We start from the raw sequence: 16686 nt of genomic DNA on the forward strand, positions 1-16686 counted from the left end.
CGCGTGGGCCGAACGGAACGGGGCGGGGCCCTCGAGCGCGGACGTGATCGCGTCCGTGCGGGCGCGCGGCGGGACGGTGGTGGCCACCGGCGGCTGCTTCGACCTGCTGCACGCGGGGCATGTCGCCGGGCTGCAGGCGGCTCGGCGGCTCGGTGACGCGCTGGTCGTCTGCCTGAACTCCGACGCGTCCGTGCGGCGGCTCAAGGGGCCGGCCCGGCCGGTGGTGCCGGCGGCGGACCGGGCCCGAGTGCTGCGCGCGCTGGAGTGCGTCGACGCCGTCGAGATCTTCGACGACGACACCCCGGAACGGGTGCTGCGCCGGCTCCGGCCGGACCTGTGGGCCAAGGGCGGCGACTACGCCGGCACGGACCTGCCCGAGGCAGCCGTCGTGGGCGAGTGGGGCGGCCGCGTGGTCACGCTGCCGTACGTCGACGGTCATTCCACGACGGCGCTGGTCCAGGCCGCCGCGCGCTCGGCGCGGCCGCTGCCCGAACTGATGAGGAGGAGCTCATGACGCTGGGAACCGTACTGGTCACAGGCGGCGCGTCCGGGCTGGGCGCGGCCGTCGCGCGAGCCGTCGACGACGCCGGCGGCCGCACCGTCGTGCTGGACCGCGTGCCGCCGGACGCGCCGGTGGAGCACGTCGTCGCCGACCTCGCCGACCCCGCGGCCGCCGACGGCGCCGTCCGGGCCGCCGCCGAACGGACCGGCGGGCTGGACGCCGTCGTCACCTGCGCGGGTGTGGACTCCTGCGGCCGCCTGGAGGACGTGCCCGCCGCCGACTGGGAGCGGGTCGTCCAGGTGAACCTGCTCGGGACGGTGCGGGTGGTCCGCGCCGCGCTGCCGGAACTGCTGCGCAGCCACGGCCGCGTCGTCACCGTCGCCTCGACGCTGGGGCTACGCGCCGTCAGCGACGCGACCGCGTACTGCGCCTCGAAGTTCGGCGTCGTCGGGTTCACCCGGGCCTTCGCCGCGGAGACCGCCGGACGCGTCGGCGTCACGCTGCTGGTCCCCGGCGGCATGGAGACCCCGTTCTTCGATGGGCGCGACGAGCAGTACAAGCCGCCGGCCGACGCCAAGCTGAATCGGCCGGCCGACGTCGCCCGGGCGGTCGTGTTCGCGTTGGAGCAGCCGCCGGGCTGCGAGGTGCGCGAGCTGGTCGTGACACCGTCCACCGAGAGTTCGTGGCCCTAGGGGGTGTCTCCGTGGCCCTGGTGTACCGGGCCATCGGCCTCGGTGACTTCCTGACCGGGATCCCGGCGCTGCGCGCGATCCGGCGCGCGCTGCCCGGGCACCGCCTGGTGCTGGCCACGTCGCCGCCGCTGGCCGGGCTGGTCCCGCTGGTGGGCGGCGTGGACGAGGTGCTGCCCACCCAGGCGCTGCGGCCGCTGCCGTGGTCCGGCGCGCCGCCGGCCGTCGCCGTCAACCTGCACGGACGCGGACCGGAGAGTCATCGGGTGCTCGCGGCGCTGCGGCCGGACCGGCTGGTCGCGTTCGGCAACGCCGACGCCGGCGCCGCCGGGCCGCGGTGGCGGGCGGACGAGCACGAGGTGCGCCGCTGGTGCCGCCTGGTGGAGGCGGAGCTGGGCGTCCCAGCGCCCGACGACGACCTCGCCCTGGCCCGCCCGGCGGCCGAGCCGGTGGTGGACGGCGCGCTGGTCGTGCACCCGGGCGCCGGGTCGGGGGCGCGCCGTTGGCCGGCGGACCGGTTCGCGGCGGTGGCCCGCCGGCTCGCCGACACGGGCCGTGGGCCGGTCGTCGTCACCGGCTCCGCGGCCGAGACTCCGCTGGCCAGCGCGGTCGCGGCCCACGCCGGGCTGCCCCCGTCGGCCGTCCTGGCCGGCCGGCTGTCGCTGACCGAGCTGGCCGCGCTGGTGGCGTGGGCCGGGCTGGTCGTGGCGAACGACACGGGGGTCGCGCACCTGGCCTCGGCCTACGGCGTGCGCTCGGTGGTGCTGTTCGGGCCTACACCGCCGGCCGCCTGGGGACCGCCGGAGCACGGCCCGCACGTCGCACTCTGGCACGGGCCGGGCAGCGGCGACCCGCACGGCCGGTTGCTCGACCCGGCGCTGGAGAGCATTCAGGTCCGCGAGGTGCTGGACGCCGCGGACACGCTGCTGCCGTGACCGGCCGGAACGCCGTCGATACCGGCGTCGGCGAACCAGCGCACCGTCTGCGCCAGCCCGTCGCCCAGCCGCACCCGCGGCCGCCACCGCAGCAGCCGGGTGGCGCGGGACAGGTCGGGACGGCGCAGCCGCGGATCGTTCTCGGGCAGCTCGACGAAGCGGATCTCCGAACGGGACCCCGTCATCGACCGGATCCGCTCGGCCAGCTCGAGCACCGTGACCTCGTGGGCGCCGCCGATGTTCACCGGGCCCGCGTGATCGCTGCCGGCCATCGCCAGCAGTCCGCCGACGGTGTCGGCGACGTAACAGAGCGTCCGGGTCTGGCTGCCGTCGCCGGCGACGGTGAGCGGCTCGCCGGCCAGCGCCTGCCGGATGAACGTCGGCACCACTCGGCCGTCGTGCGCCCGCATGCGCGGCCCGTAGCTGTTGAAGATGCGCACGATGCCGGTGTCGACACCGCGCTCTGACCGGTAGGCGCTGGTCAGCGCCTCGGAGAAGCGCTTGGACTCATCGTAGACGGCGCGCGGCCCGATCGGGTTCACGTTGCCCCAGTAGTCCTCCGGCTGCGGATGCCGCAGCGGATCGCCGTACACCTCCGACGTCGAGGCCAGGACGAACCGGGCGCCCTTCTCGAGCGCCAGCTCCAGCGCGTTCGTCGTCCCCGCCGAGCCCGCCCGCATCGTCTCCAGCGGCAGCCGCAGGTAGTCGACCGGCGAGGCGGGCGAGGCCAGGTGCAGCACCAGGTCGACCGGCCCGTCGACCCGGATGCCGTCGGTGACGTCGCACGTCACGAACGTGAAGCGGGCGTCGTCGCGCAGCCCGGCCAGGTTCGCCGGCGTCGACGTCGCGTAGTTGTCGAGACAGATCACCTCCGCCCCCGAGCCGGTCAGCGACTCGCAGACATGCGAGCCCAGGAAGCCCGCTCCGCCCGTGACGACTACGCGTGCACCGTTCATGGAGGCCCGGTACCCGGGGTCCACGACCTCACTCCGGTGGCGTGTCGCCGTCGGTCTCCGGGACGATCACGCCCTCGCCGGCGTCCTCCGGGTCGGGCACCCGCAGGTCGCCGTCGGCGCCCATCACCTGCTCGGTCTCGTCGGGCTCGCCGTGCACGCGGGTCTCGTCGTCGACGGAGTGCACGGCCATCGCGCGGTCGCGCTCCTCCTGCGTCGTGTGGTGCACGCCGTCGGGGTGTTCGGTCATCGGTTCCTCCCATGCCGTGTCCCGGGGTACGTACCCACGATCCGCCGTCGAGACCTCGCCTACCCCGATGAGTTGTCCGACGGCGTCGTGCGGTTGCGGCCGTGGGCTGATAGCGACGGCCCCTGCATCGAGGAGGCATCACGAGGATTTCCCGAGCATCACCACGATTGCAGGCCTAGTGGAGCACGAGATCTCGTGGTGAACGTGATCATCGAGGATTCGGTCACCGACCACGAGCGGCCGGAGGCGAGCTCAGCCGGCCCACTCCAGCAGCGGCTGGTGCCGCGCAGGGTCGCGGAGCTCGGCCAGCGCCAGCTTCTCCAGCTGGCGCACCCGCTCCTTCGTCAGGCCGACCCGCTCGGCCACCTCCTGGAGGGTGTGCTGCTCGCCGTCCTCGAGGCCGAACCGCATCGAGACGATCAGCGCCTCGCGCGGGGCGAGCGTGTTGACCAGGTCGCGGACATGCTCGCCGAGCGCCTGGAACTCGATGACGTCGGTGGCCTTGGGCGTCTCGGTGTCCTCGATGAGGTCGCCGATGCTCGCGCTGCCCTCGTCGCCGACCGGGGTGTCCAGGCTCACGGTGTCGCGCGAGATGCGGCGCAGCTCGATCACCCGCGCGGGCGTGAGGTCGACCTCGGCGGCCAGCTCATCGGCCGTGGGCTCGCGGCCCAGGCTGACGGCCAGCTTGCGCTCGGCCTTGCCCAGCTTGGACAGCGTCTCGAGCACGTGGACCGGCAGCCGGATGGTCCGGCTCCGCTCGGCCTTGCCTCGCTCGATGGCCTGCCGGATCCACCACATCGCATAGGTCGAGAACTTGAACCCCTTCGTGTAGTCGAACTTCTCGACCGCACGGATCAGGCCCAGGTTCCCCTCCTGCACGACGTCCAGGAACGGCAGCCCGCTGTTGCGGTAGTACTTGCGCGCCGCCGACACGACCAGCCGCAGGTTCGCCCGGATCATGTGATCCTTCGCCCGCTCACCGTCGCGCACCAGCGCCTCCAGCTCCTCGCGCGGCCGCCCGGAGTCGCCGGACTCCAGCAGCTCCGCGGCGTAGACGCCGGCCTCGATGCGCCGCGCCAGCTCGACCTCCTCGGCCGCCGTCAGCAGCGGCGTCGTGCCGATCTGCTTCAGGTACTGGCCGACCAGGTCATAGTCCTCCTCGCGCACCCTGTCAGGGGCGCGGACCTGCTCCACCACCATCGTCATCGTTCGTCTCCCTCACTCGTCTCAACGTCGTCGTGGCCACCCCACAACACGCCCACGGCCGCGCGCACGCGGGCGCGGACCGTCGGTGGTTGCTCAGGTGGGTTGCCCTGCGGGAGCCCGCGGATCTCTCGATCCGGCTCCCGAAGTCCCGGGCCGATGTCGGCCTACCGGGGACTTCCAGCAATGAGAACGTCCCGGTAGCGCCGGCTATTCCGGCGTCGCGCTTGTCGGCGGGGTGCTCCCCGGCGACGATGGAACGGATGAGCGGCGACGATGGTTCCGGCGGGCTCGCGGAGTACCAGCGCAAGCGGTCCTTCGACAAGACCCCCGAGCCCCGCGGCCGCCGGCAGGGGAAGCGTCGCGGCGAGGACGCCGCGCCGCGGTTCGTCGTCCAGGAGCACCACGCCCGCCGGCTGCACTGGGACCTGCGGCTGGAACACGACGGCGTGCTGGCGTCGTGGGCGCTGCCGCGCGGATTCCCCCGCACGCCCGAGGAGAACCGCCTCGCCGTCCACACCGAGGACCACCCGCTCGAGTACCTCACCTTCGACGGCCAGATCCCGGCCGGCGAGTACGGCGGCGGCAGCATGACCATCTGGGACCACGGGACGTACGTGGCGGAGAAGTTCCAGGACGACAAGGTCGTGGTCCACCTGCACGGCGAGCAGGTCGACGGGCGGTTCGCGCTGTTCCGCACCAAGGGCGACGACTGGATGATCCATCGCATGGACACCTCCGCCGACGACGGCGACCCGATGCCGGAGTCGCTGACGCCGATGGCCGCCACCCTGTCGACGCTGCCGCCGCACCAGGACGACTGGGGCTTCGAGATCAAGTGGGACGGCGTCCGCGCGCTCGCGTTCGGCGAGCCGGGCCGGCTCCGGCTGATCGGGCGCAACGGGCGCGAGTTCAGCCGGCAGTACCCCGAGCTGCGGCCACTGATGAACACCATCGGTGCCCACCGCATGGTGCTCGACGGCGAGATCGTCGCCTTCGACGAGAACGGCCGGCCCAGCTTCCAGCGCATCCAGCCCCGCATCCACCTCAGCTCCGAGGCGGACATCCGGCGCCAGGCGCAGCGCATCCCAGTCGTCTACGTCGTCTTCGACCTGCTCTACCTCGACGGCCGGTCGCTGCTGAACCGGCCCTACGAAGAGCGCCGCCGCGAGCTGGCCGCGCTCGAGCTGGCCGGGCCGGCCTGGCAGGTGCCTGACTACCAGCGCGGCGACGGCGACGTCCTCCTCGACGCCACCCGGAAGCGGGGGCTGGAGGGCATCGTCGCCAAGCGGCTGGCCGGCCCGTACCGGCCGGGCCGGCGTGGCGGCGACTGGCTGAAGATCAAGAACGTGCGGCAGCAGGAGGTCGTCATCGGCGGCTGGGTACCGGGCCAGGGCCGGCTGACGCGGTCACTCGGCGCGCTGCTGGTCGGCTACTACGACGACGACGCACTCCGGTTCGCCGGCAAGGTCGGCACCGGCTTCGACGACGCCACCCGCGCCCGCCTGCTCCACCGGCTGGAGGAGCTGCGCACCGACGAGAGCCCGTTCACCGGCCGCCAGCCGCAGCGCGACGCCGTCTTCGTCCGGCCGGAGCTGGTCGCCGAGGTCGAGTTCGCCGAGTGGACGAACGCCGGCACGCTGCGGCACCCGTCGTTCGAAGGGCTGCGCGAGGACAAGCCGGCCCGCGACGTCGTCCGCGAGGAGCCGGTGCCACCTCCGGGCAGCTGAAGCCGGACATATCGGGTACGGACCCGGTGCCGCGGCCACCGTGACCGCGGTGGAGGGAAGGTGCGCTGACATGAGTACCGAGCTGGTCGTCGTACTGATCGTGCTCGTGGTGCTGATCGCCGTCGCCGCCTGGCTGATCGCCCGGCGGCGGACGCACGGCGCGGCGGCCCGCCGCGAGGCCGCGATCCAGGAGCGCAAGGAGGCGGCCGCCACCGAACGGGCCGCGGACCTGCATCACGCCGAGGCCGAGGAACTGGCCGCCCGGGCGCGGCGCGAACGCGCCGAGGCCGCGGAGCGGGAGGCCGAGGCCGAACGTCTGCGCGCGAGGGCGGGCGAGGAGGCCGGCGCCGCCTCGGAGCGCCGGCGCACCGCCGACGCGCTGCACCCCGACGACGACGCCCCGACCGACCGGACCGTACGCCCGGACGCCGAGACCGGCGACCGCGGTGTCGCGGCGGATGACACCGACGTGTCCGCGGACGACCGCGACCGGGGCAGCCGCGGCTGGTAGCCCGACCACGGAGCCGGGACCGCGCGGTCAGCTGGAGCGGGGCGTCCCCCGTCGCCGCCGCTCCAGCTGCCGCCGCTCCTCGGCGTCCAGCCCGCCCCACACGCCGTACTGCTCATCCCGCGCCATCGCCTCGGCGAGGCATCGTTCCCGCACCGGGCAGGACTGGCAGATCCGCTTGGCCCTGGTCTCCTGAGCCCGCTTCCGGCTGGGCGACACCCCGTCGGGGACGCAGAACAGGTCGGCGTCCCATGCCCGGCACAGCCCGTACTCCCACCACGACGCCGAGTCGAGGCGCGCGCCGGCCTCGTCCGGACTCGGCACGACCACGTCGCTCCTGCGGCCAGTCTCGGTCCGCCGGACGATCCGCATCACCCCGACACTCATCACCCCCGGATACCCAGGGAGTGCGGAGACAAACCGGCGTGCTCGTCGGTGACTGACGTCAGACGTCGCGGTCGGGGGCGCCCGTCGCGCCCGGATCACGGCTCGTCGGGCAGCCGTCCGGTGGCGATGACGCGCTCCGCGACGACGCGCAGTTTCACGTTGCTGTTGCGGGAGTACCGGCGCAGGACGGCGAACGCGCGGTCGGCGTCGAGGCCGTACCGCTCCATGAGGATGCCCTGCGCCAGTCCGATGAGGTGGCGGGCGCCGATGGCCTGGCGCAGCCCGTCCTCCTCACGCGCAGACGCGAGCGCGATGGACGCGTGCCGCCCGAAGATCTCAGCGACGTCGGCGTCGTCGTGGTCGAACATGCCGGACCGGTGGCCGTAGAGGTTCAGCGTGCCGAGCGTCGTGTGCCCGGTGTGCAGGCGCACGGACAGCACGCTGCGCAGGCCGAGCTCGGCGGCCTGCGGGCCCCACGCCGGCCAGCGCGGGTCTCCGGCGGTGTCGTCGACCAGGATGGACGACCGGCTCTCGACGGCCAGCCGCGCCGGCCCCTCTGCGAGGGTGGTCTGCAGCTCGTCGGCCTTGCGCACTCGCGGGTCGGTGGCGACCGTGGTCTCGATGCGCCCGCCGCCGTGCAGCAGCATCAGCCCGGCGTCGTCGCACACCGTCGCGTGCTGCGCGTACTCGACGACCCGCTCGAGCGTCTGCTCGACGTCGGGTTCGTCATGCAGTGCCAGCGCAATTTCGGCGAAGTCGCCCGCATCAGGTTCGGTCACGCCCGCCCTCCGGCCACGTCGAGCCCCACGGAGCCATCATGCTCCATGATGCGATCTGCAGTGTCGATCCTTCCCCATCGGGTACGCAGCCAGACATGGTGGGCGACGGCGCTGCGGAACCGCATGCGGTGGTCACGGGTGGAGCCGGCTTCCTCGGCTCACACCTGTGCGATGCGCTCATCGCGTCCGGATACCGGGTCACCTGCGTGGACAACTTCGAGACCGGCCGGACGGCGAACGTCCGTCACCTCGACGACGAGCCCCGGTTCACGCTGCTGCGCCGCGACCTCAAGGAGTGCGGCGACGGCGACCTCCCCGGACCGGTCGACGTCGTCTACCACCTGGCGGCGCCGGCCGCGCCCAGCGACTACCTGCTCGATCCGGTAGCGACCATGCGGATCGCCAGCACCGGCACGCTGAACGCGCTCGACCTCGCCCGCTCCCGGTCGGCGCGGTTCGTGCTGGCATCGACGTCGGAGGTGTACGGGCCGGCCGGCGACGGCGTCAGCCGCGAGGACCGCGTCGGCCAGGTCGACCCGGCCGACGGCTACGGCGCCTACTACGAGTCGCGCCGGTTCGCCGAGGCGCTGACGACGGCGTACCGCACGACGTACGACCTGCGGACGGCGATCGCGCGGATCTTCAACACCTACGGCCCGCGGATGCGGTTGGACGACGGCCGGGTGCTGTCGCGGTTCATCCGGCAGGCGCTGGCCGGGACACCCCTGACGGTGCCCGGTCCCGGCACCCAGACCCGCTCCCTCTGCTACGTCGACGACGCCGTGGCCGGTCTCCTGGCGCTGGCCGGTGGCAGCTACCCGGGGCCGGTGAACATCGGCAGTCCGGAGCCGGTGTCGGTGTTCACGATCGCCCAGGAGGTCGCGGAGATCGCCGGCCCGGACGCCGAGATCGTCTTCGTCGAGCCGCCGGTCGCCGAAACGCAGGCGCGCCGGCCCGACATCACCCTCGCCGCCCAGCTGCTCGGCTGGCGGCCGCGCACGTCCGTGCACGACGGTCTGACGGCCACGCTCGCCTGGTTCCGGCGCACCAGGATCCGGCATGCCTGAGGGGGCCGGTGCGGCGCCGGCCGTGGTCCCACGGACGCGGTCGCTGTCGCGGCTGCGCGCCGCGGCGACGGAGTGCCGGGCCTGCGACCTGTATCGCGACGCCACCCAGACCGTGTTCGGCGCCGGCCCGCGCGACGCGCCGCTCATGATCGTCGGCGAGACCCCCGGCGACGTCGAGGACCGCGACGGGCGGCCGTTCACCGGACCGGCCGGCCGGCTGCTGGACCGCGCGCTGGCCGAGGCCGGCCTGACCCGCGAGGACGCCTACGTCTCCAACGCCGTGAAGCACTTCAAGTTCCACCGCGAGGGAAAGCGCCGCATCCACGAGAAGCCCGACGCCGGCCAGATCTCGGCCTGCCGGCCGTGGCTGCGGGCCGAGCTGGCGGCCGTCCGGCCGCGGGTGCTCGTGGTGCTCGGCGCCACCGCGGCCGCGTCGATCCTGGGCCGGTCGTTCCGGGTGACGAAGCACCACGGGATCCCGCTGGAGTGGGCGGACTACGCCGCGGACTCGCCGTTGACGACGCCGGACGGCCCGCCGATCGACGACGCGGTGGTGGTCGCCACCGTGCATCCGTCGGCGGTGCTGCGCTCCCGGGACCGGGAGGCGGCCTACGCCGGCTTCGTCGCCGACCTGCGGGCCGTAGCGGAGGTGCTGTCGTAACTGTCAGGTGCTGCGCCTGGCCCGCAGGCTGGTCACCAGCAGGACGCCCACGACAGCGAGGCCCACCTGAACGACGATCTCGATCCAGTCGACGCCGTCGGTGTCGCGCAGTGGGCCGACGATGGCGCTGCCGATGAGCGCGGCCACTATGCCGATGACCACGGTCAGCCAGATCTGGATGTCCTGCTTCCCCGGGATGACGAGCCGGCCCAGCGCGCCGATGACCGCACCGACGATGATGGCCGAGATGATGCCGCTGACCTCCACGATCCCTCCCCGAAATGGATGATGCGCCTGGTTCCCTGTCCCTTGTGGGACTCGCCGCCGTTGAACGTCGCGGTCGGCTTCGCCACCTTCAATCCTGCCCGATGGCGTACCCCGACGGCGTGGTTTCACCGCCGTTTGGGTACGTCGCCAGCACAGTGGTCCTGACGCGGAGGGAGCACCATGGCGCACAGCGACGTCGCGTTGTTCGCACCCTCGCCCGTGCTGACGCTGACCGTCGAGGAACAGGCCGGCCGCCCGGACATCCACGTCCACGCGGGAAGCCAGGGCGTCTGGCAGGCGCGGATGCTCGTCACCCTCGGTGCGTCGGTGACGCTGTGCTGCGTGCTGGCCGGCGAGACCGGGATGGTGCTGCGGCACCTGATCGAGGACGAGGGCGTCGTCGTCAAGGCGGTGGAGGGCACCGGCCGGAACGGCGCCTACATCCATGACCGCCGCGGCGGCGAGCGGGTCGAGGTGGCCGAGGCGCCGTCGGACCCGCTGACCCGGCACGAGCTGGACGAGCTGTACGGCATCACGCTGAGCACGGCACTGGACGCGGGCGCGGTGCTGCTCAGCGGGCCGTCGGACAACGCCTGGGCGCAGGACGCGGTCCCCGCCGACGCGTACCGGCGGCTGGCCGCCGACCTGCGCGCCGTCGGGAAGCCGGTCGTCGCGGACCTCTCCGGCGACCGCCTCGCCGCGGTGCTGGAGAGCGGGCTGACGGTGGTCAAGGTCAGCCACGAGGAGCTGCTCGAGGACGGCCGCGCGGGGGCCGACGACCAGGACGCGTTGATCCGGGCGATGCACGAGCTGCACGACGAGGGCGCCCGGTACGTCGTCGTCACGCGGGCCGACCAGCCGCTGCTCGTGCTCGCCGACGACGTCGTCCGGATCGTGCGGATGCCGCGGCTGCAGTCCGCCGACACCCACGGGGCCGGCGACTCGCTCACCGCGGGCGTCACGGCGTCGCTGGCCCGTGGCGGGGACATCGAGGACGCGGTCCGGCTGGGCGCCGCGGCAGGCATGCTCAACGTCACGCGGCACGGCCTCGGCACCGGCGACGTCGAGGCGGTGCTGAAACTGCGCGAGCTGGTGGAGGTGGAGCGGCTCGAGCCCGGCGGCTCCGGCGCCGCGACCGCGCCGCAGCAACAGGTCAGCCCTCGCGACCTCGCCGAACGGACCCGTGGCTCGTGAACGGCAGGAAGCGCGCCCTCGTCACCAACGACGACGGCATCGACGCCCCCGGCCTGCGCGCACTCGCCGCGGCAGTGCGGCAGCTCGGCCACGAGGTGGTGGTCGCGGCGCCGGCGGTGCAGTCCAGCGGTAGCAGCGCGTCGATCATCGCCGGGATGGCGGATCGCGACCACATCGCGCTGGAGCGGCGCCGGCTCGAGGGCCTGGACGGCGTGCCCGCCTACGCCGTCGGCGGCGCACCCGGATTGATCGCGCTGATCGCCGCGTACGGCGCGTTCGGCGACCCGCCCGACGTCGTGCTGTCCGGGGTGAACCACGGCGCCAACGTCGGCCGGGCCATCCTGCACTCGGGCACCGTCGGCGCCGCCCTGACGGCCGGGATCAACGGACGTCGCGGTCTGGCCGTCTCCCTCGACGTGGGGCTGGCCGTCGAGTACCACCTCGAGGCCCCGGCCACCGAGCCGCACTGGGGGACGGCCGCGGACCTGGCCGCCCGCGTCGTGCCGTTCCTGCTGGACCAGCGGCCGGGGACGATCCTCAACCTCAACGTCCCCGACCTCGAGGCGGACGAGCTGCCAGGCCTGCGCGTCGCGCCGCTGGCCGAGTTCGGAATCGTGCAGACGACGATGACCGAGCAGACCGCCGAGCACATCCGGCTCTCCGTCACCGACCTGTCCGAGCCGCCCGGCGCCGGCACAGACGCCGCGCTGCTGGCCGAGGGCCACCCCGTGATCACCTCGGTGCGGTCCGTGTGCGAGACCGACGTCCCCGCGCTGGACGAGCTGGTCGACGCCGCCGTGGCTACGGGGAGCGAGTGAGCTCGACGGCGTATCCGTGGCCGTCGCGCTCCCACCGGCGGACGATCCACGGCGAGCCGGCGACCAGGGCGCGCCGCCCCCGCCACCCGATTTCCCGCGCCCCGGCCCTCGCCCGAGGTCGATCTTGGAGAACGGCCGGTATCTATCGGACATTTCGCCCGGCATCGGCGGCTTCACTCCAAGATCAACTTCAACGGGCGGGGGAATCGGGGGTCGATCGACCTGCCCACCGCGGCCGCCACCCAGGACGTCGGCGTGCTGTCGTGCGCGCACGTCCAGGACCGGCTCGGCTTGGCGGTGTTCGAGAACTTGACGCTCACCCCGTGAACGTCACGACGACCGGGGCGTGGTCGGAGTCCTCGGCTGCCGCGCGCGGGCGCGGGTCGTCGGTGACCGACGGAAGGCCGCGGTCGACCAGGCTGTCGGCCTTCTCGAGCCGCCGCAGCAGCCGGTGCGAGATGAGCACGTGGTCGATCAGCTCGCCGCGGCCGCGGTAGATGCGGCTGTACCGGCGGGCTTCGGGGATGAGCGGCGCGGTATTCCACAGCCGCCAGGCGTCGCCGGCGTCCGGCCGGTCGACGCCCGGTGTGCCGATCTCCGAGCCACCGGGGCCGAGCAGGATCTGCGTGGTCGCGGCGCCGGGCTCGTCGTTGAGGTCGCCGCAGACCACCAGCGAGCGGCCCTGGCCGTCGCCGTCGAGCAGGGTGTTCGCCCACTCGCGGACGGTGGCCGCCTCGGCCGCGCGGCGGTACAGCGCGAACGCGCCGTAGCGGGCCCGCTCGGACTCGTCGCGCGGGGCGAACCGGCCGCCGGGGTAACTCAGCAGCTTGGACTTGAGGTGGCAGGTGACGACGTCGACGGTGTCACCGCCGGCGGTGCGGACCCGGGCCCGGAACGCGCCGCGGCCCATCTCCGTGGACAGCTCGCCGCCGTCGGAGGCGCGCACCGGCCCGACGCCGTCGGCATAGGCGACGAGGTCCTCGGTCTCCTCGACCGGCAGCCGTGAGATCACCGCCACCCGGATGCCCCGGCTGTCCGGATGCGCCGACACGTGCGCGCTCCAGTCGCCGTCCAGCCGCTGCACGAGGTCGTCCAGCGCGGCCGACTCGCCGATCTCCTGCACCGCGAGAACGTCCGGCGCCATCCGGCCGACGGTGCCGGCCACCGCGTCGAGCTTGGCCTCGTACGTCGCCTGGTCCGGCGGCCGGCCGTCCTCGTCGCCGGGCCGGAACAGGTTCTCCAGGTTCCACGTGCCGATGACGGTCACGGCTCGACGTTAGCGGAGCCGGCGGACGGCGGCCAGAGCCGATCCCACGCCGAGGGCGACGACGACCACGACGAACGCGACCAGCGCGCCGGTGAGCCCGAACACCCGGGTCGCCAGCCCCAGCCCGAGCACCGGCACCGCCAGCCCGACGTAGCCGGCGATGAAAAACCCGGCCAGCGCCTCGGCCCGTCCGGTCGCCCCGGCCAGCCCGGACACGACGGCGACACCGGCAGCGAACAGCAGCCCGGCCCCGGCGCCGGCCACGACGCCGCCCAGCAGGAACCCGGCCAGCGACGACGCGTACACCGACGCCACCAGCACGGCCAGCCCCATCGCCACGGCGGCCGAACCGGCCGTCAGCGTCCGCCGCGGCGGCCGCCGGGCGAGCAGCACCTGCCCGGTCGCGCCGGCGGCGAACGTCGCGAACGCCACCGCGCCGGTCAGCGTGTGCGACGGCGCGTCGAGCATGTCGGTCAGCAGCGTCGGCGTGACGGACGTGAACAGCCCGAACACCGCGAGCGCCGAGAACGCCGTCAGCGCGGCCGCGTAGTAGAGCCCGCGCTCGCCCACCGGCACCCGGACCCGCTGCGGCCGGTACGGCCCGAGGTCGTCCAGCACCGGCGCCGTCTCCGGCACCAGCGACAGCCCGATCGCCGCGAGCACCAGCAGCACGCTGACCACCAGGTACGGCAGCCGCAGCGGATCGGCGGCGACGTCGGCCAGCAGCCCGGAGACCAGCGGCCCCAGCCCGATGCCGCCGAGGTTCGCGGCGACGGCGACGATCTCGGCGCGCCGCCGGCCGGCCTCCGGGCGCGCAGCCCGGTGCAGTTCGGCGAGGTGGACGGTCGCCGTCGCGGTGATCGCGCCGACGGAGAGCCCCTGGAGAACCCGGGCCAGCAGCAGGCCGGGCAGCGTCGGCCAGTCGAGGAACACGAAGCCGGCCAGCACGGACACCAGCACGGCCGGTACCAGCACCCGGCGGCGGCCGAACCGGTCCGAGACGTGGCCGACCAGCAGCAGGCTGGCCACCACGCCGAGCGCGTAGACGGCGAACACGACCGTGACGGTGGCCGCGGAGAAATGGTCGCGGTGCTGGTAGTCGACGTACAGCGGCGTCGGCACGGCCGAGAACGCCATCGTCACGGCGAACGCGTAGGCAGTGAGCCAGAACCCGGTGCCGTGCGGGACGGTTCCGCGCTCGGGCCGGGTCAGGACCTCGATGGTCATCTTCATCCTTCTCGTCTGGTTGACGTCCCCAGCGTGCGCGCGAGAAGATCCATCTTGCCAACAGATCTTTTCGATTCCACTCATCGAGATCACCGATGGAACTGCGCCAGCTCGACCACTTCGTCGTCCTCGCCGAGGAGTTGCACTTCACCCGCGCGGCCGCCCGGCTGCACATCGTGCAGTCGGCGCTGTCGGCGTCCATCCGCGCTCTCGAGTCCGACCTCGGCACGCCGCTGTTCCACCGCAGCACCAAGCAGGTGCGGCTCACCGAGGCCGGCCGCGCTCTCGTCCCGGAGGCCCGCCGGACGCTGCGCGCAGCCGCGGTGGCCCGCGAGTCCGTGGCGGCCGTGCAGGGCGTCACCACCGGCCGGCTGGTGGTCGGGTTCATGCAGGCCTCGCACAGCTACGACCTGCCCGAGCTGCTGCGCCGGTTCCACACCGCGCACCCGAAAGTGCAGCTGCGGCTGCGCCAGGCCCCGAGCACCGAGCTGATCGAGGGCGTCCGCACCGCCCAGCTCGACCTCGCCTTCGTCGGACTCAGCGGCCGGGCCCCCGCCGGCGTCAGCGTGCGCACGCTCAGCGTCGGGCCGATGCCGCTGGCCTGCCCCTTGGGACACCGGTTCGCGGCGGCCGCCCCGGTGCCGCTGGCCGACGTGGCCGGCGAGCCGTTCGTCGACTTCGTGCCGGGCTGGGGCGCTCGCACCTCGACCGACGAGCTGTTCCGGGCCGCGGGCCTCCAGCGGCTCACGGCGTTCGAGGTCAACGACATCCCGCTCTTCACCGACCTGGTCGAGCAGGGCCTCGGCGTCGGCTTCGTCCCCCCCGGCATGGCCGCCGCGACCGCCCGGCTCGAGTACGTCGCCGTCGACCCCGCACCCACCTGGCGGGTCGCGGTCGCCCACCCGCCCCGGGAGCAGCTCTCGGCCGCCGCTCGCGCGATGCTGGACCTCATCGGCTGAGTGACGCCTATGCTCGGCAGGGTCAGTTCCCGGACCGATCCGTGGGAGCAGGGATGCAGGACGACGACATCAGGACCAGGATCAGCGCGCTGGTCGAGGACGAGCACGACCTGCGGCAGCGACTGCAGGCCGGCGAGATCTCGACCGAGGAGGAGCACGCGCGACTCCGTCACGTCGAGGAACAGCTGGACCAGTGCTGGGACCTCCTGCGCCAGCGCCGCGCCCGGGTCGAGGCCGGGCAGAACCCCGACGAGGCCGCCGCTCGGCCCGTCGACGAGGTGGAGAAGTACCTCCAGTAGCACACTGGACCCATGAACCTCGACGACGCGGCGGACGAGCTCTACGCCCTCCCGCCCGAGGAGTTCGTCGAAGCCCGTAACGCGCTGGCGAAGCGGCTCAAGGGCGAGGGTGAAGCCGACGTCGCCGCCCGGGTCAAGGCGCTGCGCAAACCGACGGTCGCGGCCTGGCTGACCAACCAGCTGGTCCGCCGGTACGGCGACGAGATCGTCGCGCTCGCGGAGCTCGGCGAGCGCATGCGCAAGGCGATGTCCGCCATGGACGGCGCGGCGCTGCGTGAGCTGACCGCCGAGCGGAAGAGGCAGGTCGACGCATTGCTCAAGGCCGCCCGGAAGGTCGCCAAGGACGCCGGGCAGAAGGCCGGCGTCGAGCTGATCGAGGCGGTCGCCGCGTCGCTCGACGCCGCCATCGCCGATCCTCGCGCCGCCGAGCTGCTCCAGGCAGCGCGCCTCTCCCACGGGTTGGAGCACGTCGGGTTCGGCTCGGTCGAGGACGACGGGGAGCCGGCCGAAGTGATCTCGCTGTCCGAGGCCCGGTTCGCCCGCGGCCAGCGGCTGGAGACGACCCGGCGGTCGCGCGCGACGCCTCCCGCGGAGGAGGCGGCGGAGCCCGCGGCCGAAGCGACCGACGCGGGCGAGGAGGCCGAGGAGGCGGCCGGCGAGGGCGGCGACGAGCGCGCCGGCGCCGAACGCGCACTGGAGGAGGCCGAGGCCGCCGTCGACGCCGCCGAGGAGCAGGTCGACGACGCCGAGGCGGCCCTGGACGACCAGCGGCAGCGGCTGGCCCAGGCCCAGGAGACCGTCGAGCGGCTGACCGAGGAACTGGCCGCCGCCCGCCGCGAGCTGGAGCAGGCCCGCGACGACGTCGAGTCGGCCGAGGACGACGTCGAGGCCGCCCGCAAGGCCTCCGAGGCGGCCCGCCGCCGGCGCCGCGAGGCCAAGCAGCAGCTGAGCCGCCTTTCGTAACCACGGCGAACCACGGCCCGCCTAGGAT

General features: G+C 73.8%; 20 protein-coding genes. 12 read left to right on the plus strand and 8 right to left on the minus strand.

The annotated features are described in order from the left end of the window. From rfaE2 to E1262_RS19035, 3 genes are all read left to right on the plus strand, one after another. Positions 1–514, plus strand: a 514-nt coding sequence (gene rfaE2 / locus E1262_RS19025) for a D-glycero-beta-D-manno-heptose 1-phosphate adenylyltransferase (RefSeq protein WP_132104713.1), incomplete at its 5' end; no start/stop codon positions are given. Further along, a complete protein-coding gene (locus E1262_RS19030) occupies positions 511–1194 on the plus strand; it encodes an SDR family oxidoreductase (protein ID WP_132104714.1) in 684 nt (227 codons plus the stop codon). The genes rfaE2 and E1262_RS19030, both read left to right, overlap by 4 nt. 11 nt (positions 1195–1205) lie before the next feature. Next, positions 1206–2126, plus strand: coding sequence for a glycosyltransferase family 9 protein (locus tag E1262_RS19035; RefSeq protein WP_132104715.1), 921 nt, complete (start codon positions 1206–1208; stop codon positions 2124–2126). On the opposite strand, the gene E1262_RS19040 is transcribed toward E1262_RS19035, so the two are convergent. The 3 genes from E1262_RS19040 to E1262_RS19050 form a co-directional block, all read right to left on the minus strand. Then, on the minus strand, positions 2081–3082 hold the full coding sequence (locus E1262_RS19040) for an NAD-dependent epimerase/dehydratase family protein (RefSeq protein WP_132104716.1): 1002 nt from the start codon (positions 3080–3082) through the stop codon (positions 2081–2083). The genes E1262_RS19035 and E1262_RS19040 overlap by 46 nt on opposite strands. A 28-nt stretch (positions 3083–3110) precedes the next feature. Then, on the minus strand, positions 3111–3329 hold the full coding sequence (locus E1262_RS19045) for a hypothetical protein (protein WP_132104717.1): 219 nt from the start codon (positions 3327–3329) through the stop codon (positions 3111–3113). Positions 3330–3581: 252 nt separating this feature from the next. Beyond that, positions 3582–4535 (minus strand): sigma-70 family RNA polymerase sigma factor, encoded by a 954-nt coding sequence (locus tag E1262_RS19050; protein ID WP_132104718.1) that lies wholly within the window; start codon positions 4533–4535, stop codon positions 3582–3584. A gap of 260 nt (positions 4536–4795) precedes the next feature. Here E1262_RS19050 and ligD point away from each other — a divergent pair, with 260 nt between their 5' ends. Beyond that, positions 4796–6262, plus strand: coding sequence for a non-homologous end-joining DNA ligase (ligD, locus tag E1262_RS19055; RefSeq protein ID WP_132104719.1), 1467 nt, complete (start codon positions 4796–4798; stop codon positions 6260–6262). Between the two features lie 70 nt (positions 6263–6332). Beyond that, a complete protein-coding gene (locus tag E1262_RS19060) occupies positions 6333–6773 on the plus strand; it encodes a hypothetical protein (protein WP_132104720.1) in 441 nt (146 codons plus the stop codon). A gap of 27 nt (positions 6774–6800) precedes the next feature. Here E1262_RS19060 and E1262_RS19065 read toward each other — a convergent pair whose 3' ends face one another. Next, positions 6801–7100: a WhiB family transcriptional regulator gene (locus E1262_RS19065; RefSeq protein ID WP_203454045.1), complete on the minus strand. Its 300-nt coding sequence runs from the start codon at positions 7098–7100 to the stop codon at positions 6801–6803. 152 nt (positions 7101–7252) lie between these two features. Beyond that, on the minus strand, positions 7253–7936 hold the full coding sequence (locus E1262_RS19070) for a GAF and ANTAR domain-containing protein (RefSeq protein WP_132104721.1): 684 nt from the start codon (positions 7934–7936) through the stop codon (positions 7253–7255). A gap of 95 nt (positions 7937–8031) precedes the next feature. On the opposite strand from E1262_RS19070, the gene E1262_RS19075 reads away from it, so the two are divergent. Together E1262_RS19075 and E1262_RS19080 are read left to right on the plus strand one after the other, a co-directional pair. Further along, positions 8032–9003: an NAD-dependent epimerase/dehydratase family protein gene (locus tag E1262_RS19075; RefSeq protein WP_132104722.1), complete on the plus strand. Its 972-nt coding sequence runs from the start codon at positions 8032–8034 to the stop codon at positions 9001–9003. Next, positions 8996–9664 (plus strand): UdgX family uracil-DNA binding protein, encoded by a 669-nt coding sequence (locus E1262_RS19080; protein WP_132104723.1) that lies wholly within the window; start codon positions 8996–8998, stop codon positions 9662–9664. Before E1262_RS19075 ends, E1262_RS19080 begins: the two co-directional genes overlap by 8 nt. 3 nt (positions 9665–9667) lie before the next feature. Here the strand turns inward: E1262_RS19080 and E1262_RS19085 are convergent, their stop codons facing one another. Continuing rightward, positions 9668–9931, minus strand: a complete 264-nt coding sequence (locus E1262_RS19085) for a GlsB/YeaQ/YmgE family stress response membrane protein (protein ID WP_132104724.1) — start codon at positions 9929–9931, stop codon at positions 9668–9670. A 180-nt stretch (positions 9932–10111) separates the two neighbouring features. Here E1262_RS19085 and E1262_RS19090 point away from each other — a divergent pair, with 180 nt between their 5' ends. Together E1262_RS19090 and surE are read left to right on the plus strand one after the other, a co-directional pair. Further along, positions 10112–11125 (plus strand): 1-phosphofructokinase family hexose kinase, encoded by a 1014-nt coding sequence (locus E1262_RS19090; protein ID WP_132104725.1) that lies wholly within the window; start codon positions 10112–10114, stop codon positions 11123–11125. Continuing rightward, entirely contained in the window at positions 11122–11943 is an 822-nt protein-coding gene (surE, locus tag E1262_RS19095) for a 5'/3'-nucleotidase SurE (protein WP_132104726.1), read from the plus strand. Before E1262_RS19090 ends, surE begins: the two co-directional genes overlap by 4 nt. Positions 11944–12259: 316 nt before the next feature. Here the strand turns inward: surE and E1262_RS19100 are convergent, their stop codons facing one another. Further along, a complete protein-coding gene (locus tag E1262_RS19100) occupies positions 12260–13210 on the minus strand; it encodes an endonuclease/exonuclease/phosphatase family protein (protein ID WP_132104727.1) in 951 nt (316 codons plus the stop codon). 9 nt (positions 13211–13219) lie between these two features. Further along, the gene (locus E1262_RS19105; RefSeq protein WP_203454047.1) at positions 13220–14437 is read right to left on the minus strand and encodes an MFS transporter; all 1218 of its coding nucleotides are present in this window, start codon (positions 14435–14437) and stop codon (positions 13220–13222) included. A gap of 95 nt (positions 14438–14532) precedes the next feature. Between E1262_RS19105 and E1262_RS19110 the strand changes: the two genes are divergently transcribed. Genes E1262_RS19110 through E1262_RS19120 form a run of 3 tightly spaced genes read left to right on the plus strand, consistent with a single transcriptional unit; the run spans position 14533 to position 16658 of the window. Then, entirely contained in the window at positions 14533–15396 is an 864-nt protein-coding gene (locus E1262_RS19110; protein WP_132104729.1) for a LysR family transcriptional regulator, read from the plus strand. A gap of 53 nt (positions 15397–15449) precedes the next feature. Beyond that, positions 15450–15695, plus strand: coding sequence for a DUF2630 family protein (locus E1262_RS19115; RefSeq protein ID WP_132104730.1), 246 nt, complete (start codon positions 15450–15452; stop codon positions 15693–15695). Positions 15696–15707: 12 nt separating this feature from the next. Beyond that, positions 15708–16658 (plus strand): hypothetical protein, encoded by a 951-nt coding sequence (locus E1262_RS19120; protein WP_132104731.1) that lies wholly within the window; start codon positions 15708–15710, stop codon positions 16656–16658. Positions 16659–16686 lie beyond the last annotated feature (28 nt).

The sequence above is a fragment of the Jiangella aurantiaca genome, from assembly GCF_004349105.1.
Taxonomy (GTDB): Bacteria; Actinomycetota; Actinomycetes; order Jiangellales; family Jiangellaceae; genus Jiangella; species Jiangella aurantiaca.